The 23,658-nt window shown below is 75.8% G+C and carries 22 protein-coding genes and 1 tRNA gene; 7 read left to right on the top strand and 16 right to left on the bottom strand.

Features of this window, described 5'->3' with window-relative positions; all coding sequences use genetic code 11:
- Positions 1 to 15: 15 nt before the first annotated feature.
- Both ACWIZO_RS11040 and ACWIZO_RS11035 read right to left on the bottom strand, forming a co-directional pair.
- Positions 16 to 645 carry a hypothetical protein gene (locus ACWIZO_RS11040; protein ID WP_448642495.1) on the bottom strand — a complete coding sequence of 210 codons (630 nt, stop codon included), beginning with the start codon at positions 643 to 645 and terminating at the stop codon, positions 16 to 18.
- A 100-nt stretch (positions 646 to 745) separates the two neighbouring features.
- Positions 746 to 2,266, bottom strand: a complete 1,521-nt coding sequence (locus tag ACWIZO_RS11035; RefSeq protein ID WP_448642494.1) for an amino acid permease — start codon at positions 2,264 to 2,266, stop codon at positions 746 to 748.
- 151 nt (positions 2,267 to 2,417) lie between these two features.
- Between ACWIZO_RS11035 and corA the strand changes: the two genes are divergently transcribed.
- On the top strand, positions 2,418 to 3,512 hold the full coding sequence (corA, locus tag ACWIZO_RS11030; RefSeq protein ID WP_448642493.1) for a magnesium/cobalt transporter CorA: 1,095 nt from the start codon (positions 2,418 to 2,420) through the stop codon (positions 3,510 to 3,512).
- Between the two features lie 70 nt (positions 3,513 to 3,582).
- Here the strand turns inward: corA and ACWIZO_RS11025 are convergent, their stop codons facing one another.
- Together ACWIZO_RS11025 and rsmI are read right to left on the bottom strand one after the other, a co-directional pair.
- On the bottom strand, positions 3,583 to 4,461 hold the full coding sequence (locus ACWIZO_RS11025; protein ID WP_448642492.1) for an endonuclease domain-containing protein: 879 nt from the start codon (positions 4,459 to 4,461) through the stop codon (positions 3,583 to 3,585).
- 127 nt (positions 4,462 to 4,588) lie between these two features.
- The gene (gene rsmI, locus ACWIZO_RS11020) at positions 4,589 to 5,428 is read right to left on the bottom strand and encodes a 16S rRNA (cytidine(1402)-2'-O)-methyltransferase (protein ID WP_448642491.1); all 840 of its coding nucleotides are present in this window, start codon (positions 5,426 to 5,428) and stop codon (positions 4,589 to 4,591) included.
- A gap of 53 nt (positions 5,429 to 5,481) precedes the next feature.
- Between rsmI and ACWIZO_RS11015 the strand changes: the two genes are divergently transcribed.
- Genes ACWIZO_RS11015 through ACWIZO_RS11000 form a run of 4 tightly spaced genes read left to right on the top strand, consistent with a single transcriptional unit; the run spans position 5,482 to position 9,630 of the window.
- A complete protein-coding gene (locus tag ACWIZO_RS11015; RefSeq protein WP_448642490.1) occupies positions 5,482 to 7,011 on the top strand; it encodes a dolichyl-phosphate-mannose--protein mannosyltransferase in 1,530 nt (509 codons plus the stop codon).
- Positions 7,012 to 7,057: 46 nt separating this feature from the next.
- The gene (locus ACWIZO_RS11010; RefSeq protein WP_448642489.1) at positions 7,058 to 7,504 is read left to right on the top strand and encodes a MarR family winged helix-turn-helix transcriptional regulator; all 447 of its coding nucleotides are present in this window, start codon (positions 7,058 to 7,060) and stop codon (positions 7,502 to 7,504) included.
- Positions 7,501 to 8,781: an MFS transporter gene (locus ACWIZO_RS11005; RefSeq protein ID WP_448642488.1), complete on the top strand. Its 1,281-nt coding sequence runs from the start codon at positions 7,501 to 7,503 to the stop codon at positions 8,779 to 8,781. The genes ACWIZO_RS11010 and ACWIZO_RS11005 overlap by 4 nt, the downstream gene beginning before the upstream one ends.
- Before the next feature lie 39 nt (positions 8,782 to 8,820).
- Complete coding sequence (locus ACWIZO_RS11000) at positions 8,821 to 9,630, top strand: enoyl-CoA hydratase/isomerase family protein (protein WP_448642487.1); 810 nt, start codon at positions 8,821 to 8,823, stop codon at positions 9,628 to 9,630.
- Between the two features lie 26 nt (positions 9,631 to 9,656).
- Here ACWIZO_RS11000 and ACWIZO_RS10995 read toward each other — a convergent pair whose 3' ends face one another.
- The 12 genes from ACWIZO_RS10995 to galU all read right to left on the bottom strand — a co-directional run bounded on the left by ACWIZO_RS10995 (position 9,657) and on the right by galU (position 21,607).
- Positions 9,657 to 10,655: a hypothetical protein gene (locus ACWIZO_RS10995; protein WP_448642486.1), complete on the bottom strand. Its 999-nt coding sequence runs from the start codon at positions 10,653 to 10,655 to the stop codon at positions 9,657 to 9,659.
- Between the two features lie 105 nt (positions 10,656 to 10,760).
- Positions 10,761 to 11,819, bottom strand: a complete 1,059-nt coding sequence (locus ACWIZO_RS10990; RefSeq protein WP_448642485.1) for a hypothetical protein — start codon at positions 11,817 to 11,819, stop codon at positions 10,761 to 10,763.
- Between the two features lie 190 nt (positions 11,820 to 12,009).
- Positions 12,010 to 13,056, bottom strand: a complete 1,047-nt coding sequence (locus ACWIZO_RS10985) for a hypothetical protein (RefSeq protein WP_448642484.1) — start codon at positions 13,054 to 13,056, stop codon at positions 12,010 to 12,012.
- Between the two features lie 120 nt (positions 13,057 to 13,176).
- Positions 13,177 to 14,832 (bottom strand): diguanylate cyclase, encoded by a 1,656-nt coding sequence (locus ACWIZO_RS10980; protein ID WP_448642483.1) that lies wholly within the window; start codon positions 14,830 to 14,832, stop codon positions 13,177 to 13,179.
- Positions 14,829 to 15,887: a hypothetical protein gene (locus ACWIZO_RS10975; protein WP_448642482.1), complete on the bottom strand. Its 1,059-nt coding sequence runs from the start codon at positions 15,885 to 15,887 to the stop codon at positions 14,829 to 14,831. Before ACWIZO_RS10975 ends, ACWIZO_RS10980 begins: the two co-directional genes overlap by 4 nt.
- 101 nt (positions 15,888 to 15,988) lie before the next feature.
- A complete protein-coding gene (locus ACWIZO_RS10970) occupies positions 15,989 to 16,576 on the bottom strand; it encodes a signal peptidase I (RefSeq protein WP_448642481.1) in 588 nt (195 codons plus the stop codon).
- Positions 16,573 to 17,226 carry a hypothetical protein gene (locus ACWIZO_RS10965; RefSeq protein ID WP_448642480.1) on the bottom strand — a complete coding sequence of 218 codons (654 nt, stop codon included), beginning with the start codon at positions 17,224 to 17,226 and terminating at the stop codon, positions 16,573 to 16,575. The genes ACWIZO_RS10970 and ACWIZO_RS10965 overlap by 4 nt, the downstream gene beginning before the upstream one ends.
- Positions 17,227 to 17,565: 339 nt before the next feature.
- Positions 17,566 to 17,639, bottom strand: a tRNA-Ala gene (locus ACWIZO_RS10960).
- 120 nt (positions 17,640 to 17,759) lie between these two features.
- Complete coding sequence (sepX, locus tag ACWIZO_RS10955) at positions 17,760 to 18,461, bottom strand: divisome protein SepX/GlpR (protein ID WP_448642479.1); 702 nt, start codon at positions 18,459 to 18,461, stop codon at positions 17,760 to 17,762.
- 166 nt (positions 18,462 to 18,627) lie between these two features.
- Entirely contained in the window at positions 18,628 to 19,194 is a 567-nt protein-coding gene (locus ACWIZO_RS10950) for a GNAT family N-acetyltransferase (RefSeq protein WP_448642478.1), read from the bottom strand.
- Between the two features lie 58 nt (positions 19,195 to 19,252).
- On the bottom strand, positions 19,253 to 20,659 hold the full coding sequence (glp, locus tag ACWIZO_RS10945; RefSeq protein WP_448642477.1) for a molybdotransferase-like divisome protein Glp: 1,407 nt from the start codon (positions 20,657 to 20,659) through the stop codon (positions 19,253 to 19,255).
- Positions 20,660 to 20,689: 30 nt separating this feature from the next.
- Entirely contained in the window at positions 20,690 to 21,607 is a 918-nt protein-coding gene (gene galU, locus ACWIZO_RS10940; protein ID WP_448642476.1) for a UTP--glucose-1-phosphate uridylyltransferase GalU, read from the bottom strand.
- 76 nt (positions 21,608 to 21,683) lie between these two features.
- Between galU and ACWIZO_RS10935 the strand changes: the two genes are divergently transcribed.
- Together ACWIZO_RS10935 and ACWIZO_RS10930 are read left to right on the top strand one after the other, a co-directional pair.
- Entirely contained in the window at positions 21,684 to 22,277 is a 594-nt protein-coding gene (locus ACWIZO_RS10935) for a 5-formyltetrahydrofolate cyclo-ligase (protein ID WP_448642475.1), read from the top strand.
- A gap of 4 nt (positions 22,278 to 22,281) precedes the next feature.
- Positions 22,282 to 23,655, top strand: a complete 1,374-nt coding sequence (locus ACWIZO_RS10930) for an SLC13 family permease (protein WP_448642474.1) — start codon at positions 22,282 to 22,284, stop codon at positions 23,653 to 23,655.
- Positions 23,656 to 23,658: the final 3 nt, after the last annotated feature.

Genomic DNA, 23,658 nt, shown 5'->3' with positions numbered 1-23,658 from the left:
CCCGGTTCCGCGGCGTCAGCCGCCGGCGGCCGGCGTGGTCGCGGCCGGCGGCTCGCCGCCCACCGGGGTGGTGACGGCGAGGGCGCACAGGGCCACCCCGATGAGCGCCACGGTGACCAGCCGCAGCCGCGGGTGGACCACCTGCACGGGCACGCGCCGCCGCGGGCGCGCCGCGGCGGCCCAGGTGAGGGTGGACGGCGCGGAGGCCAGCAGCAGCTTCCCGACCGGGACGGCGAGGGCGAGCAGCGCCAGCGCCGGCACCGGGACCGGGACCGGCAGGCCGTCGAGCACCGGGCCGGACAGCCCGACCACGAGCAGCGCGAGGGCCAGCGCCGCCTCGGCGCAGGCGACGCCGGCCGCGAACCGGAGACCGGGGCCCTCCAGGACCCCCAGCGCCGCGCCCGCGCACGCCACGATCCAGGAGGCCAGCCCACCCAGGACGGCGGCGGCGACGACGCCCGGGGGCCGCGACGCGGCGGTGAGCAGCCCGTCGAGCCCGGTCAGCCCGCCGGCGAGCAGGGCGAGGGACTGCAGCGCGCAGACGGCGGCCAGCGCGAGCACCGGGCCCGGCCACCGGCACACGGCGGCCGGGCCGGGGCCCGCTGCGGGGGTCGGGAGGGGGGCGTCGAGGACGCTGGTCGCCACGGGTCTGCTCCTGGCCGGGGACGTCGGTCACCGGTCAGGTCGTCCCGCGGGGCCGGGCGCTGGAGGTTCAGGGCCGGGCCGCTCACCCCGGAGGGTGGGGTCAGCGGCCCCCGCCGCGGGCGGCGCGGTCGGCGACCGCGCGCCGGGCGGCCGCCTCGCCCTCCGCGCCGGCCAGGCGGCTGCGCCGCTTGCCGTAGGTGAAGTAGATGAGGAACCCGAGCGCCATCCAGATCGCGAACCGCAGCCAGGTGTCGGCCGGCAGGTTGAGCATCAGGTAGAGGCAGGCCAGCGCCGAGACGATCGGCAGGGCCGGCACCAGCGGCACGCGGAAGGCGCGGTGCAGGTCCGGCCGGGTCCGCCGCAGGACGATGACGCCGAGCGAGACCAGCACGAAGGCGAACAGCGTGCCGATGTTGACCAGCTCGGCCAGTGTCCCGAGCGGCAGGAAGCCGGCGAGCAGCGCGACGAAGATCCCGGTGCCGATGGTGATCTTGTACGGCGTCCCGTAGCGCGGGTGGACGGCGGCCATGCCGGGCGGCAGCAGGTGGTCGCGGCTCATCGCGAACAGCACGCGGGACTGGCCGAGCATCAGGATCATCACGACCGACGTGAGCCCGGCCAGCGCGCCCACGGAGATGAGGCTGGAGACGAACGACAGCCCGACGCTGCTGAACGCCTCGGCCAGCGGCGCCTCGGTGGACAGCTCCGCGTAGGGCTGCATGCCCACGACCACCAGCGACACCGCGACGTACAGCAGCGTGCAGATGACCAGCGAGCCGATGATCCCGCGCGGCAGGTCCTTGCGCGGGTCCTTCGTCTCCTCGGCCGCCGTGGCGACGATGTCGAAGCCGATGAAGGCGAAGAACACGATCGAGGCACCGGCGATGACGCCACCCCAGCCGAAGCTGCCCTGGGTGAAGCCGAACAGCTGGATGAGCGGAGCGTGCCAGCCGCCCTCCCCCTCGGCCGCGGGCTGGGCCGGCGGCACGAAGGGCGTGTAGTTGGCGGCCTTCGTGTAGAAGAACCCGAGCACGATCACCAGCAGGACGATGACGACCTTGATCGCCACGATCACGCTGGTCACCCGCGACGAGAGCTTGATGCCGAGCACGAGGACACCGGTCATCACCAGGGCGATGACGATCGCCGGGATGTTGACCGTGGCGGTCTCCCCCGCGATCGACGTCGGCAGCGGGGTGCCCAGGTCACCGAGCAGCTGGTTGAGGTAGCCCGACCAGCCGACCGAGACCGTCGCCGCCCCGAGGGCCAGCTCCAGCACGAGGTCCCAGCCGATGATCCAGGCGACCAGCTCCCCCAGCGTGGCGTAGGAGAACGTGTAGGCCGACCCGGCGACCGGGACGGTCGAGGCGAACTCGGCGTAGCAGACCGCCGCGAGCCCGCAGACGACGCCGGCGATGACGAAGGAGATCGCCACGGCCGGGCCGGCGGTGGTGCTCGCGACCTCACCGGTGAGGACGAAGATGCCGGTGCCGATGATCACCCCGACGCCGAAGACGGCGAGGTCGAGCCCGGACAGGTTCTTCTTGAGCCGGTGTTCCGGTTCCTCGGTGTCGCGGATGGAGTCCTCGACGGACTTCACGCGGCGGGCCCCTGCGGCCACGGCGTCCTCCCCCTCGACGTGCTGCTCGACCTGGCCCCCGTGAGGCCGGCCTCCCGGCCGGCCCCTCCGGCAGCGTGGCACGGGCCGGGCCGCCCCGCACGCCTACGCTCTCTCCGGCCCGCCGGCGCGGCGGGACGGGAGGAGGTGCGTGGTGAGCGATCCGCAGACCGACGGCGCGCCCGGGTTGTTCCTGCCCGGTCCCCGCCCGCGACCGGCGGGGGCGTCCCGGCCGGGCCGCGCCCGGCCCCCGGGCACCAGCGCGGTCGTGGACTGCGCGGTCTACGTGCAGGGCCGCCGGGAGCCGCCGGTCGACCCCATGGAGTCGCTCGACGTCGCGGTCGAGCGCGGCGGGTTCGTGTGGCTGGGCCTGTTCGAGCCGACGGAGACCGAGCTCGGCGCGATCGCCGAGCGCTACGGGCTGCACCCGCTGGCCGTCGAGGACGCCGTCTACGCCCACCAGCGGCCCAAGCTGGAGCGCTACGACGAGGACCTGTTCATGGTGCTCAAGACCGCGCGGTACGTGGAGCACGAGCAGCTGACCGCCACCAGCGAGGTGGTCGACACCGGTGAGGTCATGGTCTTCCTCGGCCCGCACCACGTGATCACCGTGCGGCACGGCGACCACAACGACCTCACCGCCCTGCGGCGCCGGCTGGAGGAGCAGCGCGGCCTGCTCTGCCACGGGCCGGCCGCGGTGCTGTACGCGGTGGCCGACCTCGTCGTCGACACCTTCGTCGACGTGGCCGAGCAGGTGGCCGACGACGTCGACGAGCTCGAGGCGTCGGTGTTCAGCCCGGAGCGCACCGACGACATCGGGCGGCTCTACCAGCTCAAGCGGGAGCTGATGTCGCTGCGGCGGGCGGTGGGGCCGCTGGAGGTGCCGCTGCAGAAGCTCTCGGAGCGGGCGGTCGACGTCGTCCCCGAGCCGATGCGCTCCTACTTCCGCGACGTGCTCGACCACGCGATCCGGGTGCGCGACCAGGTGGGCTCGCTCGACGAGCTGCTGTCGTCGATCCTGCAGGCCTCGCTGGCGCGCACGTCGATGGCCGACAACGAGGACATGCGGCGCATCTCCGCGTACGCGGGCATCATCGCCGTCCCCACCGCGATCGCCGGGATCTACGGGATGAACTTCGAGCACATGCCCGAGCTGCACTGGCGCTGGGGCTACGCGACGGTGTGGCTGGTCATCGTGGTCGTCTGCTCGTTCCTCTACCGCGGCTTCAAGCGCAACGGCTGGCTCTAGCGGGCCGCCGACGGTCGCGGTGTGTGCACGTGTCGCGGACGCGGGGCCGTCGAGGCCGCGACGTGTGCACTCATCGCGGACGGGCGTCCAGCGCCGCGCGGATCGTGGCGAGCAGCGGCGCGGGACGGTGCAGGTCCGCCGCGGTCACGAAGACCACCCGCCAGCCGGCCGCCTGCAACCGGTTGAGGCGCGCCCTGTCCCTGCCGAACTGGCCGGGCTCGGCGTGCCAGGCACCGTCGTACTCGACCGCGAGCCGGAGCCCCGGCCAGGCGAAGTCCACACGGGCGACGTCACGGCCCGCGTGCCGGACGACGTGCTGGGCGACCGGCGCCGGCAGCCCCGCCTGGGCCATCAGCAGCCGTAGTCGTGTCTCCTGCGGCGAGCCGGCCAGCCCGTCCGCCCGGTGGCAGGCCCGGCGCACCCGGGCGGATGCCGCGCCGGGGACCGCGACCCGCGCTCGGACGGCCGCCAGGTCGACGACGCGGGCGACGACCATCCGGTCGATGGCCACGACGGCCTCGTCCGGCTCCAGCACGGCTGCCGCGCGGACCGTCGCCAGCACCGGCGACACCACCCGGACCCCGTCGAGCACCCGGACGTCGGAGGGGTCGAGCGGCAGGCGCCGGACCCGCAGGCCGTCGACGCGGCGCGGGTGCGAGCCCGGCGGGATGACGAGTTCCACGTCGTCCCGCTCGTCGGCGAGGTCGACGCCCCACAGCACGGCGGCGCTCGTCCCGGAGACGACCGCACCGGGCAGCAGCAGGCGAGCCGCCGCCCGGGCCCGCAGCCGGTGCGAGTCAGGCACCCGGGCATCGGCGTAGACGTCGCGGAACAGACGCCGGCAGGCCGGGCCGCGGAGGCGGGCAGGTGTCAGCAGGCCGCGGCGCACCACGTCCGTCCCGCGGAACACGCGGTCCTGGAGGGCGGCGGGGAGGACGGTCGTCGGCACACGCGCACGCTGACCGCAGGACCCGACGCCAGCCTCGAGGACGTCCACAGACCTCGTCGTGTGCACATCTCGTCGTCCCGCCCCTCCCCCGGGCGCGATGTGTGCACTCAGCGCGCCGGCCGGCGCCTCAGGAGGGCTTGGCGGCGACGACGGCGTCGTAGACGGTGCGGCGCGGCAGGCCCGTGCGGGTGACGACGGCGCGGATGGCGTCCTTGCGGGTGGCGCCCGCGGCCTCCTCGCCGGCCACGAGCGCGGCCAGCTCGGCGGGAGCGAGCGACACCGGCGCCGACGCGGCCCCGGCGACCACCAGTGTGATCTCCCCGCGCACGCCCTCGGCGGCCCACGCGGCCAGCTCGGACAGCGGCCCGCGCCGGACCTCCTCGTGGGTCTTGGTCAGCTCCCGGCAGACGGCGGCCTCCCGGGTGTCCCCGAACGCGGCGGCGCAGTCGGTGAGCGCGTCGGCCAGCCGGTGCGGCGACTCGAAGAAGACCATCGTGCGGCGCTCGTCGGCCAGCCCGGTCAGCCGCGACCGCCGCTCGCCGCCCTTGCGCGGCAGGAACCCCTCGAAGCAGAACCGGTCCACCGGCAGGCCCGAGACCGCCAGCGCCGTGACCACCGCCGAGGGCCCGGGCACCGAGGTCACGTCGACGCCGGCCTCGATCGCCGCGCGCACCAGCGTGTAGCCGGGGTCGGAGACCGAGGGCATCCCGGCGTCGGTGAGCAGCAGGACGGTCTGGCCCTGGTCGAGCGCCGCCAGCAGCCCGGGCAGTCGGGCCCGCTCGACCGACTCGTGGAAGGTCACCACCCGCCCGGTGAGCGTCACCTCGAGGTCGGTGGCCAGCCGGTGCAGCCGGCGGGTGTCCTCGACGGCGAGCACGTCGGCCTCGGCCATCACCCGGCGCAGCCGCGGGCCGACGTCGCCGGGCTGGCCGAGCGGAGCGCCGCCGAGCACGAGCCGTCCCGTCACGCCCCGAGCCTGTCACGCCGGGCAGGCCGGGGAGCGCACCTACCCTGAGGCGCATGGCGGTCCTGGCTCCCGAGCGCACGGACGCCGGGGACCCGCCGGGGACGCCGTCCCGCGCCGCCCGCCGCTGGCCCGCGCCGCGGCCGCGGGTCGACCGCATCCCGCCGCTGCCGGCCGACCGGCTGCTGTCGTGGCTGCTGGCCGGCGCCCTCGGCGTCCTCACGCTGGTCAGCCGGCTGGTCGGCATCGGCTATCCGGACACCCTGCTGTTCGACGAGGCCTACTACCCGCCCGAGGCGCACGACCTGCTGACCTGGGGTCACGAGTACAACCGCGGCTACACGTTCATCGTCCACCCGCCGCTGGGCAAGTGGCTGATCGCGGCCGGCGAGCAGCTGTTCGGCTACGACTCGTTCGGCTGGCGGTTCCCGTCGGCGGTGGCGGGGGCGATCTCCGTCGTCGTCCTCACCCGGCTGGCCCGGCGGCTCACCGGCTCGACGCTGCTCGGGCTGGTCGCCGGCCTGCTGCTGGCCCTCGACGGCTTCCAGTTCACCGTCTCCCGCATCGGCCTGCTCGACGTCTTCCTGCAGGTCTTCGTGCTCGCCGCGGTCGCCTGCCTCGTCGTCGACCGCGACCGGGTGCGGGCCCGGGTCCGCGCGCAGCTGCCCGTCCCCCTCACCGGCTCCCCGCTCGGCCCGCGCGGCTGGCGGATCGCCGCCGGGTTCCTCTTCGGCTGCGCCTGCTCGGTCAAGTGGAGCGGCGTGTACTTCCTGGCCTTCTGCGCCGTGCTGTCGCTGTTCTGGGACCGCGCCGCCTGGCGGGAGGCCGGTGTCCCGAGGCCGACGGCGACCGCCCTGCGCCGCAGCCTGCCCGGCGCCACCTGGGCGCTCGCGGCGGTCCCGGTGCTCACCTACCTGGCCGGCTTCACCGGCTGGTTCCTCGGCGAGACCGCGCAGGGGCGCTGGTGGGCCCAGCGCAACCCGGACACCGCGTTCCCGTTCGTCCCCGGCGCGCTGCGCTCCTGGTGGCACATGCACGCCGAGTGGTGGCGGTTCCACAACGGCCTGTCGACGCCGCACCCGTGGGAGTCGGGGCCCTGGTCGTGGCTGGTCGACGGGCGGCCGATCCTGCTGTGGAACCCGCAGGGCCTGACCGACGCGAGCGGCGGACAGGTGATCCGCTACATCCTCATGGTGGGGACGCCGACCCTCTGGCTGGCCTTCGCCCCGGCGCTGGTGTGGCTGCTCTGGCGGATCGGAGCCCGGCGCGACCCCGTGGCGGTGCTGGTCGCGGTGACCGTCGTCGCCGGGTGGGGCACCTGGTTCCTCAACCCCGAGCGCACGATGTTCGTCTTCTACATGGCGCCGGTGCTGCCCTTCTTCGTGCTGGCCGTGACCCTCGTGCTGCAGGACGTCCTGGGCCGGCCAGGGGCACCGGCCTGGCGCCGCAGCGCGGGGCTGGCCGCCGTCAGCGGCTACGTCGCCGTCGTGGCCGGCACGTCCGCGTTCTTCTACCCCGTCCTGGCCGGCCGCCCGCTGTCGCACGCCGAGTGGCTGCTGCGGATGTGGTTCCCGTCATGGTTCTGAGGTCCCGGCTGGCCCGATAGATAGTTGGAGCGTACAACCGATAGTCGTGAGCGCCCCGACCGTCGACGAGCACCTCGCCGACGTCCTCGTGCGGCTGGGCACCCTGACCGCACCGGACGACGGCCTGTCCCGCACCGCGGCGGCCACCCTGGCCCGCCTGGAGCGCCAGGGCGCGACGCGGGTGACCGAGCTCGCGGCCGCCGAGGGGGTCGCCCAGCCCTCGATGAGCGCGCTGGTGGCCCGGCTGACCGCCCAGGGCCTGGTCCGGCGCGGCGGTGACCCCCGCGACGCCCGCGTCGTCCTGCTCGACCTGACCGAGGCCGGCGCCGCCGTCCTGGCGCGACGCCGCGCCCGGCGCTCCGCCCGGCTCGACGCCGCGCTCGCGGCCCTCTCCCCCGACGAGGTGCGGCGCATCGCCGACGCGCTGCCCGCCCTCGACTCCCTGGCCGCCGCGCTGCGCCGGCCCGACCCCACCCCGGAGGTGATCCGGTGAGCTCCGCCGGAGCCAGCACCTGGAAGCAGCCCAAGGCGGTCTACGCCGTCGCCTTCGCCTGCGTCGTCAGCTTCATGGGCATCGGCCTGGTCGACCCGATCCTGCCGGCGCTGTCCGAGCAGCTCGACGCCACCCCGAGCCAGGTCAGCCTGCTGTTCACCAGCTACCTCGTGGTCACCGCCGTGGCGATGCTCGGCACCGGCTGGGTGTCCAGCCGGATCGGTGCCAAGAAGACGCTGATCACCGGCCTGGCGATCATCGTGGTCTTCTCCGCGCTCGCCGGCCTGTCGGGCTCGATCAGCGGCATCGTCGGCTTCCGCGCCGGCTGGGGGCTGGGCAACGCGCTGTTCATCGCCACCTCGCTGGCGGTCATCGTCGCCTCGGCCACCGGCGGCTTCGCCGGCGCGATCGTGCTCTACGAGGCCGCCCTGGGCCTGGGCATCGCGGCCGGCCCGCTGGTCGGGGGCCTGCTCGGCGACATCAGCTGGCGCGGCCCGTTCTTCGGCGTCGCCGTGCTCATGGCGATCGCGCTGCTGGCCACCGCCGTCCTGCTCGACGAGACGCCGAAGCCGGCGCACAGGACCCCGTTGTCGGCGCCGCTGCAGGCGCTGCGGCACCGCAGCCTGCTGACCATGAGCCTCACCGCGCTGCTCTACAACTGGGGCTTCTTCACCATGCTGGGCTACGCGCCCTACCCGATGGAGCTCGGCGCGGTCCAGCTCGGCTGGGTGTTCTTCGGCTGGGGCCTGTTGGTCGCCCTGTTCTCGATCGTCGGCGCGCCGCGGCTGCAGGCCCGCTTCGGCACCGCGCCCTCGCTCTACGGCGCGCTCGGCTTCTTCGCCGTCCTGCTGCTGCTCATCGGCCTGTTCACCGACGTCCGCTGGGCGCTGATCACCTGCGTGGTCGCCTCCGGGATCGTCGTCGGCATCAACAACACGCTGACCACCCAGGCGGTCATGCTGGTCGCGCCCGTGGAGCGCCCGGTCGCCTCGGCCGCCTACGGCTTCGTGCGGTTCATCGGCGGCGGCCTGGCGCCGTTCGTGGCCGGCCGGATGGTCGACGCCTGGGACATCCACGTGCCCTTCCTCGTCGGCGCCGGCGCGGTGGCGGTGGGCATCGCCGTGCTGGCCACCGGCCACCGCATGCTGGCCGCGGCCGACGCGGGCCTGTCCGGCGAGGAGCACCTCGACGACGTCGCCGGCGAGGTCGCCGACGAGTTCGGCGGCGCCCCGGCCGCGGTCGACAGCGAGGTCACCGAGGAGCGCGTCCGGGCCTGAGCCCTACGGTGGTCGCCACCGGCTCCTGGAGGACTGCGCATGACCACCACCGACCGCCCGCGCGTGCTCACCGCACCGGACGGCGACGTCTGGACGATCACGCTCGACCGGCCGGAGGCGGGCAACGCGCTCGACCCGGCCATGGCCGAGCAGCTGACCGCGGCCCTGCAGGCGCGCCCCGACACCAGCCGCGCGGTGCTGCTGCTGGGCAACGGTGAGCGCTTCTGCGTGGGCGGTGACGTGCGCGCCTTCGCCGGCGCCGAGGACCCCGGCGCGTTCGTCGGGCAGCTGGCGCACGACTGGCACGAGGTGGTGCGCCTCCTGCTCTACAGCCCCGTGCCGGTGGTCGCGGGCGTGCAGGGCGCGGTGGCCGGGGCCGCGGTGGGCCTGGTGGGCGCGTGCGACTTCGTCGTCTGCGCCCGCTCGACGAAGTTCCGGCCGGCCTACGGGGCGTTGGGCTTCTCCCCCGACGGCGGCAGCTCCTGGGCGCTCACCCGCGCACTCGGCGCCCCGCGGGCGCTGGAGCTGATGCTCACCGACGGCTCGCTCAGCGCCGCCGAGGCGCACCAGTTCGGCCTGGTCGCGCGGCTGGTGGAGGACCGGCAGCTGCGCGAGGCCGCCGTCACCCTGGCGCAGACGGTGGCCGCCGGGCCGGTCCGGGCGATGGTCCGCACCCGGTCGCTGGTCCGCCGGGCGGCCATCCGCACGCTGGAGGAGCAGCTGGACGACGAGGCCCGGCTCATCGCCGAGTCCGCCGCCGACCCCGAGGGCCGCGAGGGCGTGCGGGCCTTCGTCGAGAAGCGGCGGCCGGACTTCCGCGCCGCCGGTCGGGCGGACACCCCGCGGTAGACCTCCCCGTCCGGAGCGCCCGCCGCTCAGCCGGCGGCCAGCAGCGAGGGCGGGACCGGCGCCACCAGCAGCGGGTCGGGCCGGCCGACGACGTCGTCGCGGCGGCCGCGGTAGTCGAGCACCGAGAGCACGTGCCGCAGCGCCTCGGTGCGGGCGCGCCCCTCGTCGTCGGCCGCGAGCACCGTCCACGGCGCGGCCGGCGTCGAGGTGGCGCCGACCAGCGCCGCCTCCGCTACGGGGTCGGCGTCCGCGCGGGCCACGGAGAACCACAGCTTGACCAGGTGGACCCCTCCCCCGGTCAGCGCCTGCTCGAGCCGGGTGAGGTCCTGCAGCGGCGCGGCGCGGGCGGCGGGGTCCCGGGTCAGCGGGCCGCACCAGGACCGGTCGAAGACCACCAGCCGGCCCGCCGCAGGCAGGTGCGCGGCGCGGTCCGGCGCTCCGGCGGGGACGACCGTCGCCACCCGCGGGTCGAGGTGCTCGACCAGCGCGGTGGCGGTGCCGCCCTGCCCGGCGTCCCGCGCGCCCTCCAGGACGACGACGACCCGCCGGCCCTCCTCGCGCACCCAGGCCTGCAGCTTGAGTAGCTCCACCTGCAGGCGCAGCAGGTCCGCGTCGTCGCTCCCCGGCGGGGGCCGCTCCGCGGGGACCCGGTCGGGGCGCCGGGCCGGAGGCCGGGCGGCGCGGTGCACCGCTCCCCGGGCGGCCGGGGTCGCCGGCGGGGGCACCGGCGGCGGCACCGCCCGCCGGGTCGGCGGCGCGGGCGCGGCCACCGGCTCGGGCACGGCCACCGGCTCGGGCACGGCCACCGGCTCGGGCACGGCCACCGGCTCGGGCAGTCGGAGGAGGGTCAGCGGGGTCCAGAGCACGCGCGACCCGCCGTCCCAGTCCAGCCGGACCCGCACCTGGCAGCGGCCGTCGTCGTGACGCCAGCCGAGCAGCTCGGCCGGCCGCCAGGCGGCGTCCAGGAGCGCCTCGACCGCCAGCGCCTCCCGGAGGAGGGCGACCGGATGCTCCCCCGCTGCCACGGGGAAGGACGGTAGGCGGCCCGGGGGCCCGGACCGGGGACGTCGGCCCCACGGAGGTTGACGAAGTCACCCACCTCCTGCTGTCGAACGGCGTTCCGCGGCCGGTCAGCAGGAGGGGGTCAGCGTGGCGCCCACCACGGCGGACGTCCACGTCCCCGCGTAGGCCCACAGCCGGAACGCGTAGGTCGTGCCGTTCTGCAGCTGGTCCTCCGTCGTGCCCGTCGCCCCGATGGGCGTGATCGACCGCGTCGACGGCGTCGCGCCGCTCGCGCTGCGCTCGAGCCGGTAGCCGGTCGCCCACGAGCTGGCGCTGGCCGTCCAGGCGAGGGAGGCCGACGGCGTGCCCGGTGCCCGCCGGAGGGCCACGGTCTGCCCCACCCAGGCCGCGGCCAGGCCGCTGGGCGCGGCGGTGCTGACCCCGGGCGCCGTCCCGGGGCCGGGGAACGGCTCGTCGCCGGCGCTCACCCCGCCGGTGCCGGTCACCGCGAGCTGCCGCCACCGCTGGGTCGTGGTGCCCGGGGCCGGGTACGCCTCGCGGGCGCTGGTCGTGAGGCGCACCAGCTCGGTCCCGGCCGTCGTCGTGGTCACCGCGGGGGTGGTGACCGTGGCGCTGCTGTTCGCGGTGCCCGCGGAGGTGTCGATCGGGTCGGTGGTGCTGACGCCGCTGTAGGCGGCCATGCCCCCCGCCATGGTGACCGTGCTCCCGGCCGGGAAGGCGAACGTGGCGCTGCCCTCCCCGTCGACGGCCTTCTTCCAGTACAGCGCGGAGGTCAGCCCGCCCGCGTAGGAGTCACGGCGGACGAGCGTCCAGCCCGGGGGCTCGGTGGGGGGCGTGGCGCTGGCGCCGTGCCCGACCTGGGCGAGCAGCACGTCCCCGGCCCGCGTCCCCGCGGGGGCCGGCAGGGTCAGCGAGCCCTGGGCGGTGGCCGACGTGGCCGCGCGGGAGGTGATGGCGGTGTACGCGCAGGTCTGAGCGGCCGCCAGGCCGGCCGGCGGCGCCACCCCGTCGGTGACCCAGGCGCCGGCGGGGTTGGCGGTCACCGAGGAGAACCGCGCGGAGGCGCCGGGCAGCACCACGCCGAGGGTCAGGAGGGCCACGGCGGAGGCCACGGCGGCCAGGGCGCGGCGGGGCAGCCGCCGGACGCGCCGCCTCGACCGTGTCATCGCCGCCCTCCGCCCGCGCCCCACGTGTTCGCGGGGTCCTCGCCGGTGCATCGGCCGCGCGCCGGGCCGGCTTGAGCGGCCCGGCCACGCGGGCCCTCCCCTGGAGGGAGGACCCGCGGACGCGGGGTGCCGGCACCGCGTGGGTCGATGACCTGGGCGGACGCCGCGCTGTCGATCCCCTCGGGGCGGGTCAGCAGGAGGGGGTCAGTGTGGTGCTCACCACAGCGGACGTCCACGTCCCCCGGTAGGCCCACAGCCGGAACGTGTACGCGGTGCCGTTGACCAGCGGCCCCTCGGTGGTGGAGGTCGCGCCGATCGGGGTGATGGAGCGGGGCGCCTGGGCCGTGCCGCCGGCGCTGCGCTCGAGCCGGTAGCCGGTCGCCCACGAGCTGGGGCTGGCCGTCCAGGACAGGGACGCCTCGACCAGAGGGGCGGTGGGACGCAGGGCGATCGTCTGGGCGATGTACGCGGTCGTGGAGCCGGGCGACGAGAAGGAGCGGGACGGGGTCGTACCCGGCCCCACGAAGGACTCGTCCGCCGCGGTGATGCCCTCGCTGTCGGAGCTGAGCTTCCAGCGTTCCCGGAGGCCCCCGGGCGTCGCGAACTGCGCGCCCGCCTTGGCCAGGAAGTACACGAGCACCGTGTCCTTCACCGTCGTCGTCACCGACGGCGGGGTGACCGTCTCGCCGGCACCGGTGGTCCTGCCGGTGACGGCGACGGGGCTGCTCCGGTCGACCCCGCTGTAGGCGACGATCCCGCCCACCATGTCCCCGGGGCTCGAGTCCGGACGGGTGAAGGTCGCGGGCGCGTCGGCGCCCGTGGCGACCTTGTAGTAGACGGCGGAGGTCACGACCCCTCCGCTGGTGTCCGCGAAGAGGAGTGTCCAGTCGCTGGGCGCGCTGATCGTCGAGGCCCCGTAGTAGGTCACCTGGGCCACCAGGACGTCGCCTGCCTGGGTCGCACTCGGCCGGCTCAGGGTGAGCGGTGACTGGCTCGTCGACGCGGCGGCCCCACGGAACGTGATGGGCGTCCGGGTGCAGGCCTGGACCGCGGACAGGCCGGTCGGCGGGGCCACCCCGTCGGTGACCCAGGCGCCGGCGGGGTTGGCGGTCACCGAGGAGAACCGCGCGGAGGCGCCGGGCAGCACCATGGTGAGGGTCAGGAGGGCCACGGCGGAGGCCACGGCGGCCAGGGCGCGGCGGGGTAGCCGCCGGGCGCGCCGCCTGGTCCGTGTCATCGCCGTCCTCCGTCCGGGCCCGCGTGCTCGCGGGCTCCTCGCCGGAGCATCGGCCGTGCGCCGGGCCGACTTGAGCGACCGGCCGCGCGGGCCCCCCGGAGGGAGGGCCCGCGCCGGCGCTCAGCGCGCCGCGGCCGGCTCCCGCCACGGGTACTGCACCGGCAGGACCCCGTCGTCGACCGCCACGCCGCTGACCGGGCCCTCGACCCCCGCCATGCGGGCCTGGTCCCGCCCGCCGGCCTTGGACGCGTACAGGGCCGTGTCGGCGGCGTGCAGCAGGTCGGCGGCGGCCGCCCCGGCGCCGCGGTGGCAGGAGATGCCCACGCTCGCGGTGATCGTCCGCGGCGCCTCGACCTCCGCCAGCACCGTGCGGATGCGGCGCGCGAACGCGATCGCGTCGTCGGCCTCGGCACCGGGCATGACCACGGCGAACTCCTCACCGCCGTAGCGCGCCACGACGTCGCCCTGCCGCGCGCTCCCCCGCAGCGCCGCGCCCACGCCGCGCAGGACGTCGTCGCCGGCCTGGTGGCCGAAGGTGTCGTTGAGCTTCTTGAAGTGGTCGAGGTCGAAGATCAGGACCGCCAGCGGGGCGTCCGCCCGGGCGGCGATCGACAGCTCGCGGTCCAGCGCGGCGTCGAAGGCCCGGCGGTTGGACACCCCGGTGAGGCCGTCGGTGAGCGCGCTGCGCTGCAGGTGCTCCAGCAGTGCCACGCGGGAGAACGCCGTCGCGGCGTGGGCCACGGCCTGCTCGGCCACCCCCACCCGGCGCTGCTGGATGCGCGAGCCGGTGCGGGCGTCGTCGGTGAAGGTGAGGACGCCCCCGCCCTGACCGTCGAGCCCGAAGGGGATGGCGACGACGCGGCGGGCGCCGTCGAGCACCTCGTCGACCCAGGGGTCGGGCGCGGTCATGGCGGCGAGGAAGGTGCTGCCGCGCCGGCCCACCTCGTCGAGGAGGGAGCCCTCGGCGGGCGCGTCGACCGCCCGCAGCACCTCCACCTCGTCGTCCCCGCGCCGGCGCAGCGCCAGGTCGACGGCGGGACCGGTCGCGCCGTCGGGCACGGAGCAGCGCACGGCGGCGACCGCGGCGTCGGCCGCGTCGACGGTGAAGTCCAGCAGCGCCTCGGCCACCGCGGTCGTGTCCTCGGCCTCGTGCAGCGCCGCTGCCAGCCGCCGGAGCGCCTCCTCGTCGTAGCGGCGCCGCCGCAGCTCGCGCTCGTTGACCGCGCCGAGGACGGCCGTGGTCACCGCGGTCACCCACACCACGGTGAGGAAGACGCTGTAGGTGAGCTTGTCGAAGCCCTCGACCCCGCGCGCGGGCAGCGAGCCGGTGGTGATCCCCTCGAGCACGCACATGACCACGAGGGAGTGCCAGAGGGCCATCTTCAGGCCGCTGCGGAAGGAGCCCAGCAGCGAGACCGCCAGCACGTGCAGGACGATCACGTAGACGACCGGGCTGTCGATCCCCCCGGTGAGGTAGAGCGCCCACCCGAGGTGGACCGCGTCGAGGATGATCGGCGCGGTGATCGCCAGGACGGCCCACCGGCGCCCCCGGCCCGACAGCCCCTGCAGCAGCAGTCCGAACGCCAGCAGCGCCACCCCCGGCACCAGGAGGTACTGCGGGGGCAGCGTCTGCGCCGTCCGGGTGACCGCCCAGGCCGCCAGCGGCAGGGCCACGACGAGACCGGTGCGCACGGCCAGCAGCCACCGCAGCCGGTCGGCCAGCGGCAGGAGGTCGAGGTCCTGCGGTGCGGATGCAGCGGCCGGGTCGGAGCTCATGTCGTGGTCCTCGGCGTTCGGGGGAAGTCCTGGAAGTCGTGCACATCGGAGCTGACGCGGGCCAGCGCGAGTTTCGGGTCGCGCTGGTCGAGCCGGCCCTGCACGAAGAGGAACCCGACCACCACGCCCACCAGACCGAGGGGGAACTGACCGTCCTGGGCGACGGCGACGGCGGTCTCCCCCACGGCGGCGGCCACCTCCGCGACGGCCTGTGCGACCGCCTCGGCGACCGTCGCCGGCGGGGCCTGCAGCGGCTCGGCCTGGACGACGTCGGAGACCGGGGGCGGGTCGTCCGGTGTCGGCGGCGGGGTCGGGCTCGGGACCTCCGGGGTGGGGATCGGCTCCGGCACGGGCGCGGGGAGGACCTCCGGCGTCGGCATCGGGGTCGGGGTCGGCGTCGCGGTGGGGGTCGGCGTCGGCGTCGGCGTCGGTTCCGGCTCGGGGGTGCGGCCCGGGAGCGCCGGGGGGGTGGGCTCCGGCGCGGGCGGGACCGGCTCGACGTCGAGGGCCCAGACGAACGTCGCCGCCGCGCGGCGACCCTGTGCCCCGGGGTCGTCGAGGACGGTGACGGTCAGGCGGAAGACGGCCTCGGACGCCGATGCCGGTCGCCAGCCCGTCGGGATGCCGGCGGTGGCGTCGGCGGGCATCCGGTCCAGCGTCCCGCTCCAGACCGGCACGCCGGAGAACGTGGCGCAGCTGGCCGGGTCGGCCAGCGTGCCGGTCTCGACGCCGACCTGCAGGTACGGGGCGAGATCACCACCGGTGCCCGTGGCGCTGAGCTCGACCTCGCCGAGGGACGCCGCCGACCCGGACACCGCCAGCGCGACGCAGGTGCTCTCGGTGCGCCCGGGGGTCAGCCCCGTGGAGGTGAACAGGGCGGCACCGCCCCGGTCGTCGACCAGGCTGACGGCGCTGGTGCTCGCGGCCGCCGGAGTCGTCCCGACCGGCAGCCACTCCCCTGCGAGGGAGGCGAACAGGGCGGCCCCGACCAGCCAGGCGGCGGCTCGGCCGCCACCGGCCGCACGCCGGGGCGGGAGCTGGGGCGCTGCGCGCACGCTGTCCCCCTCCTCGACGTGGTCCGCACCGCCGGTGCGGGACCGGCCTCCTGGTCTCATCGGCCTCGCGGGGCCGTTCTTGAGCGGGAGCAGCCGACGGGTCAGACGACGGGCCGCAGGGCCGCTGCCCGGAGCCGGTCGGCGGTGGTGAGGCCACGACCAGGGCTGCCGCCGGTCCGGCCGCCGGTCCGGCCGGAGACGACGACTGCGGCTGCAGCGAGCAGTGCGGCGGTCGCACCGATCGCGCCCCACCGCCCCTCGGTCCGCCAGTACGCGGGCAGGCCGACGTAGGGCACGCGCAGCTGCACCTCGCCGATGACGCTGGCGGCCGGCACGTGCGTGGTGTCGTTGCTCTGGTTGGCGTCGCCGCGGGTGACCAGGGCGCCCTGCTCGTCGAAGGAGACCAGCCGGTGCACCACCAGCCGGTCGACGCCCGAGGGGTCGGGGAACAGCAGGATCTGCCCCGGCTCGAGGTCCTGCAGGAGGACCGGACGGGTCAGCACCACGTCGCCCTCGGTGAGCCGGGGAGCCATCGAGCCGGAGACGACCACGTGCCCCTGGAAGCCGACGAGCCGGGGGGCGAGGGCCAGGAGGACCAGGCCGGCGACGGCGACCAGGACGACCGCGACGGCGATCCGGCCGGCGGCCGTGGCCCGGGAGGTCCACGAGGGAGCGGTTGACGTGATCACGTGTTCCGCGCCTCCCACGTGATCGTGGCGTCGGACCGGGTGCGCTGGGCGTCGTTGTCGTCCCTGACCAGGTACGAGATGCGCAGGGTCAGCGACGTGCCCGGAGCGACCGACGGGCCGAGCGGCAGCCCGGTGGCGTAGTCCGCGCGGCTCCGCAGGGCGGTGAGCGTGGCCGCCTGGTCGGCCAGGCCGTCGTTGGCCTGGCGGGTGTTGAACAGGAACGTCGGGGACGCCGTCGGGGTGAAGCCGGTGCTGCAGTCGGGCATCACCGTGGTGGTCGCCGACACGTTCTGCCCGCGCTCGACGCTCATGACGAGGAAGCGGTCGAGGGTGGTCGCGCCACCGGCCGGCGTGCCGACGTACATCCGGATGTCGGCGGTGACGTCCCCGGCGTAGTCGAGGCGGATGCAGCGGGAGCGGGCCGCGCCGGGCGTGAGCCCGGTCTCGGTCGCGCTCTCGAACAGCGCCGTCCCGCTGTCGTTGTCGGTCAGCCGGACGCTGCCGGTCTGCCAGGAGTTGCCGGGGTTCTGCGTGGTGGCCGAGAAGGCCGCGTACGTGGAGCTCCAGGTGAGCGCCACGCTCAGCACCAGACCCACGGGGACGACGGCGGCCAGCACGGATCGGCGACCGCGGCGCGGGGGGACGCGCACGATGCCTCCTTCAGGTGGGTGACGCAGGGACGCTTCTGTTGGACACAACAGGCATCGGCACGTCGTCCCGTGGCCCGAGAGGGGCACGGCCCCGCCTCACCCCTCCGGGTGACCCGCCCGGGAGGTCGGGCTCACGCGGCGAGCACGGCTGGGCGCGGGAGGGGTTCGGGGTGCGCCGGTCACGGACGGGTGGGCAGTCCCGGCACCGGGGAACCGGCCCGGGCGTCCCCGCGGGGACCGACCGCCCACGAGCACGCCGTCCAGCACGCGGGTGACTGCTCCTGGGACGCCAGAACGCCGCCGGGGCGGTGGCCCCGACGGCGTTCTGGCGTCTCGGTGTGGAGCTGAGGGGATTTGAACCCCTGACCCCCTCGATGCGAACGAGGTGCGCTACCGGTCTGCGCCACAGCCCCTGACGGACGGCAACGATACCGCCCGCTGGTCCGGGTGCCGCCAGCGGGGGCGGACCCGGCGTCGGCCCCCTGCAGGGTCCCGCCGCGAGCCTGCGAGCGGCGGGGGCAGGGGGCCCTTCGTCAGCCGTTGACCACGCGCGGCTGGTAGAGGTCCACGTCGGCGAAGCCGATGTCGTCGTCGTCCAGGCCCACGACCGCGCTGTCCTGCCAGCCGGCGGGCGCCGGCGTGCGGGCGGCCACCACGCGGCCGGGGCGCAGCGGGTGCACCGGGGCGAGCGGCAGGCTCGGGTGCGGCAGGTCGGCGGTGGACCGGGCCGGGGCCTCCTCGGCCACGGCCGGGACGTCGACCGGCGCGGGACGCGGGGCCGGCGCCGGACGGGCGGCCGGGCGCGCCACGGGGCGAGCGGCCGGCCGGACGGCGGCACGGGCGGCGCGGCGGGCCGCGGCCTGCTCCCGGCGGGCGGCGGCGCGCAGCATCACGAGGTAGCCGACCAGCGCGACGTCGAGCAGCCCCTGCAGCAGCCACAGCCACGGCGAGACGACCAGCGCACCGACCAGCGACAGCACCGTCAGGGCGGACAGCCCGGCCAGCGTGCGCCGGCGCACGGCGTGCACGTCGACTCGCAGCTCGCCGGTCCGGCGCAGCGTGTCGCGGTCCACCGACACCCGCTCGGTCGCCGCCGAGTGCACCGGGTCACCGGCCCGCCGCCGCTGCAGCGTCCGCCCCTGGGCGACCTCCGCACGGGACGACGAGGTGTCGCGGGTCACCACCATGGGCACCAGCACCACGAACCACAGCACGACCAGAGCGGCGAGCAGCACGCCAGACCCCATCGAGAACACCACCCGTCACACGAGTCACTTGCCGCGGCAGGTTATGCAGGTCGCTCCCCCGATCGAGGGAGGCGCGCGGGCGTGTCGCGCGAGTGGTGTGACGCGAGTGCCGGACCGGCGGCGTGTCGACGTGGCGTCACGCTCCGCACTCTCCTCAGCGTGGTACGCGGGACCGCCACAGGCCCAGGACCCCACCCGGGACGTCCTCGGCCAGCAGCGCGTACGACAGGTGGTCGCGCCAGTCACCGTCGATGTCGAGGTACCGGCGGGCCAGACCCTCGCGCCGGAACCCGAGCCGCTCGACCAGGCGCTGGCTGGGCAGGTTCTCCGGGCGGATGTCGGCCTGCAGCCGGTGCAGGCCACCCGGGCCGAACGCGTGGTCGCACACCAGCGCCACCGCCAGCGAGGCCATCCCCCGCCCGGCCACCGCGCGGTCGACCCAGTAGCCCAGCGACCCCGAGCGCAGCGCGCCGCGCACGATGTTGTCCACGGTCACCTGCCCGGCCAGCCGCCCCTCCACCCGGACGGCGAAGGGCAGCGACGTCCCCGCCCGCGCGCGCCGCGTCAGCGACCGGCGCATCGCCCGGTAGGCCGCCGGGGTGTGCCGCACCGACCAGGCCACCCCCGCGGAGGGCTCCCAGGGCCGCAGCCAGGCCTCGTTGGCCAGCCGCAGCCGGCTCCACTCCGCGGCGTCACCGCGGCGCAGCGGGTGCAGCTCCACCGGCCCACAGGCCAGGCTCGCCGGCCAGCCCGGGTGCTGCAGCGGGTCGAGGTCCAGCTCAGCCGCCCAGCAGCAGCGGCATGACCGTCACCAGCCCACCCTCGGCGACCTCGGTGACGTCCTCGTCGACCACGATGAGGCAGTTGGCCCGCGCCATGCGGGCGAGCATCGCCTCGTCGCCGTCGCCGAGCGGCTCGACGACGTACCCGCCGTCGGGGTGGCGCATGACCTGCCCGTGCAGGTACTGGCGGTACCCCAGCGGGGAGAGCAGCCGCCCGGCGCAGATGGCCTGCACCGTGCGCCGGAACAGCTGCCGCTTGCCCAGCATCGAGCGGATCGCCGGGCGGACGAAGACCTCGAAGGACACCAGCGCGGCCACCGGCTCGCCCGGTACGCAGATCACCGGGACCTCGTCGCGGCCCAGCCGGCCGAAGCCCTGCACCGGGCCGGGGTGCATGGTCACCTGGCGGAAGCGCATGGGCCCGAGTTCGGCGAGCACCTCCTGCACGAGGTCGCCCTCGGCGGTGTGCGTGCCGGCGATGAGCACCAGGTCGCTGCGCAGCAGCTGGCTCTCCAGCACCTCGGTCAGCCGGCGCCGCTCGGTGGGCAGGATCCCCCAGCGGTAGGCCGAGGCGCCGGCGTCGCGGGCGGCGGCGGCGAGCGCGTAGGTGTTGACGTCGACCACCTGGCCCGGCGTGGGCGTGGCGGTGATGTCGACCAGCTCGCTGCCGGCGGACAGGACGGCGACCCGCGGCCGCGGGCGCACCTGCACCCGGTCGCGGCCGACGGCGGCCAGCAGGCTGATCTGCGCCGGGCCGATCGGCGTCCCGACGTGGACGGCGGCGGTGCCGGGCGAGACGTCGTCGCCGGCGCGGCGCACCCAGCCGCCCGGCTCCACCGGCGCGTGCACCTGCACCCGGACCACCCCGCCGTCGGTCCACACGGCCGGGACGACGACGTCAGCGCCGGCCGGCAGCATCGCCCCGGCGGCGACCTTGTGCGCCTGGCCGGGCGCCAGCGCGCTCGGGCCGGTCGCGCCGGCGGCGGTCTCCCCGACGACGGCGAGCTCGACCGGCGCGTCGGGCGCGGCACCGGCGACGTCCTCGGCGCGGACGGCGTAGCCGTCGAGGGCGGCCTGGTCGAAGGAGGGCAGCGCCCGGGCGCTGACCACCTCCTCGGCGCACAGCAGGCCCTGCGCGTCCAGCACGGCGAGCTCGATGGGCTCGGGCTGCGGGACGGCGGCCAGGATCTCGTCGAGGTGGGTCTCCACGTCGCGCAGCACCGGCGTCTCGGGGGCTGCCGCACGCGGCGGCGGGACCTGGCCGGGCTCGATCTGCGTGGTCGCGTGCACGGGCGGCGCCGGGGGGTCGACGGTGGCGCCGCTGCGCAGGTCCAGCGCCGACGTCTCCCGGTACTCCGCGTCCCGGGCGTCCAGCGGCGCCCGCCCCGTGCTGTGCTCGGTCATCCCCGTGATCGTCCCCCTGCGGGGGCCGGGTCAGGCCTGCGACGCGCCCTCGGCCGGCAGGTCGGCCACGAAGTCGGTCAGCCAGGAGCGCAGCGCCGGACCGAGGTCCTCCCGCTCGGAGGCCAGCCGGATGACGGCCTTGAGGTAGTCGAGCTTGTCCCCGGTGTCGTAGCGGCGGCCGCCGAAGACGACACCGTGCACCGGCTGCCCGCGCTCGACCAGCGTGGCCAGCGCGTCGGTCAGCTGGATCTCCCCGCCGCGGCCGGGCGCGGTCTCCCGCAGCACGCCGAACACCTCGGGGGCCAGCACGTAGCGGCCGATGATGGCCAGGCTGGACGGCGCCTCCTCGACCGGCGGCTTCTCCACCAGCCCGGTGATCGTCACCACGTCCTCGGACCCGCCGGGCTCGACGGCGACCGCGCCGTACTTGTCGATGTTCTCCTTGCCGACGTCGAGCAGCGCCACCACCGAGCCGCCGTGCTCGGCCTGGACGGCGAGCATCTGCTCGAGCAGGTGGTCGCGGGCGTCGATCAGGTCGTCGCCGAGGAGGACGGCGAAGGGCTCCTCGCCGACGAACGCGGCCGCCTGCAGCACCGCGTGACCCAGGCCGCGGGCCTCGCCCTGCCGGACGAAGTGCACCTGGGCGACGTCGGTGGACTCGTGCACGGCGGCCAGCCGGCCGGCGTCGCCCTTCTTCTCCAGCGCCGTCTCGAGCTCGGGCGTGCGGTCGAAGAAGTCCTCGATGGCGGCCTTGTTGCGGCCGGTGACCATGAGCACCTCGCGCAGGCCCGCGCGTGCTGCCTCCTCGACGATGTACTGCAGCGCCGGGCGGTCGACCACCGGCAGCAGCTCCTTGGGGACCGCCTTGGTGGCGGGGAGGAACCGGGTGCCCATCCCCGCGACGGGGATGACGGCCTTGCGCGCCGGGCGCGTGCGCGGGGTCTCCACACGGGGAGCCTAGCCAGCCCCCGGGACGGGCCCGGGCGGCGGCTCCGGCGACGGGTTCCGGCCCTAGCCTGTCGCGGTGACCACACCGCACGACGGAGAGCCGGCCAAGGCGGCCCTGCGCGACCGGTTCGTGGCCCGCCGCCGGGGCCGCTCCCCCGCCGAGCGCGCGACCGCCGCCGCGGCGGTGACCACCACCCTGCTCCGGCAGCTGGCGCGGGTGCGCACGCTGGCGGCCTTCGTGCCCGACGAGACCGAGCCGGGTACCGGCCGGTTGCCGGCCGCCTTCACCCAGCTGGGCGCCCGCGTGCTGCTGCCCGTCGTGCCCGAGACCGGCCGAGAGCTCGGCTGGGCGGTCGACACCGGCCGGCTGGCGCCGGGCCGGTTCGGGCTGCTGGAGCCGGTCGGGCCGCGGCTGGGACCGACGGCGGTGGGGGCGGCGGAGGTCGTCGTCGTGCCCGCGCTGGCCGTCGACCGGGCCGGCACCCGCCTGGGCCGGGGCGGTGGCTACTACGACCGGGCGCTGCAGCACACCCGCCCGGGCGCCGTCGTGGTGGCCCTGGTGTTCGACGACGAGCTGGTCGACCGGCTGCCGACGCTCGACCACGACCGGCCGGTGAGCGCCGTGGTCACCCCGGACGGCGGATGGCAGGCCCTACCCGCCGGTAGGTGACACGGTGGGCCGACCCGTCGTCGAGGACTGGGAGGCCACCGTGTCACCGGAGATCGTCACCATCCTGGCGCTCGTCGTGATCTTCGCCATCGCGACGTTCCTGCCGATCAACATGGGGGCGCTGGCGTTCGTCGCCGCCTTCGTGGTGGGCACGCTGTCGGTCGGGCTCAGCACCGAGGAGATCCTCGGCGGCTTCCCCGCCGAGCTGGTCCTGACGCTGATCGGCGTCACCTACCTGTTCGCCATCGCGCAGAACAACGGCACCGTCGACCTGCTCGTCCGCGGGGCGGTGAAGCTCGTCGGCGGCCACGTCGCGGCCATCCCGTGGATCATGTTCTTCGTCACCGCAGTGCTGACCGCGATCGGTGCGCTGTCCCCCGCCGCGGTGGCGATCATCGCCCCGATCGCACTCACCTTCGCCGCGCGGCACGGGATCAGCCCGCTGCTCATGGGGATGATGGTGATCCACGGCGCCCAGGGCGGTGGCTTCTCCCCGATCAGCGTCTACGGGGTCACGGTCAACACCATCGTCGAGGACGAGGGCCTGCCGAACAACCCGCTGGCGGTCTTCCTGGGCGCGCTGTTCTTCAACCTGGCCATCGCGCTGGTCCTGTTCTTCGTCCTCGGCGGCCGCCAGCTGCTCGGCCGGAAGGTGGCGGCCGAGCCCCTGGCCCACAGCGAGCACGTGCACGGCACCCTCGTCCGGGGGCACGGTGCAGCACCCGGCCCGGCCGTCGGTGGTGACGACGACGAGCACATCCACCCCGAGGTACCGCAGCCAGTGCGCTTCGAGCAGGTCCTCACGCTCGGCGGGCTCGTGGTCGTCGCCGTCCTCGCCCTCGCCTTCGACCTCGACATCGGGTTCGTCGCCATCACGGTGGCGGTCGTGCTCGCGCTCTTCTCGGCGCAGCAGCACAAGGGGGCGGTCACGCAGATCAGCTGGTCGACCATCCTGCTCATCGCCGGCGTGCTGACCTTCGTGTTCGTCCTGCAGGAGGCCGGGACGATCGACTACGTCGGCGAGGCGGTCATCGGACTGGGTGCGCCGCTGCTGATCGCGCTGCTGCTGGCCTACATCGGCGGGGTGGTGTCGGCCTTCGCGTCGTCGACGGCGATCATCGGCGTGGCCATCTCGCTCGCGGTGCCGTTCCTGCTGGCCGGGGACATCGGGGCGGTGGGCGTGGTGGTCGCCCTGTCGGTGGCCTCGACCATCGTCGACGTCAGCCCGTTCTCGACCAACGGCGCGCTGGTGCTGGCCAACGCACAGGACGTCGACCGGGACCGCTTCTACAAGCAGATCCTCGCCTACTCCGGGATCGTCGTGGTCGTCGGGCCGTTCCTGGCCTGGCTGGTCTTCGTCGTCCCCGGCTGGCTCTAGACA

It is taken from the genome of Geodermatophilus sp. URMC 63, assembly GCF_053502565.1.
The sequence above is the reverse complement of the archived record's forward strand: the minus strand, read 5'-3'. Positions and strand labels throughout refer to the sequence as shown.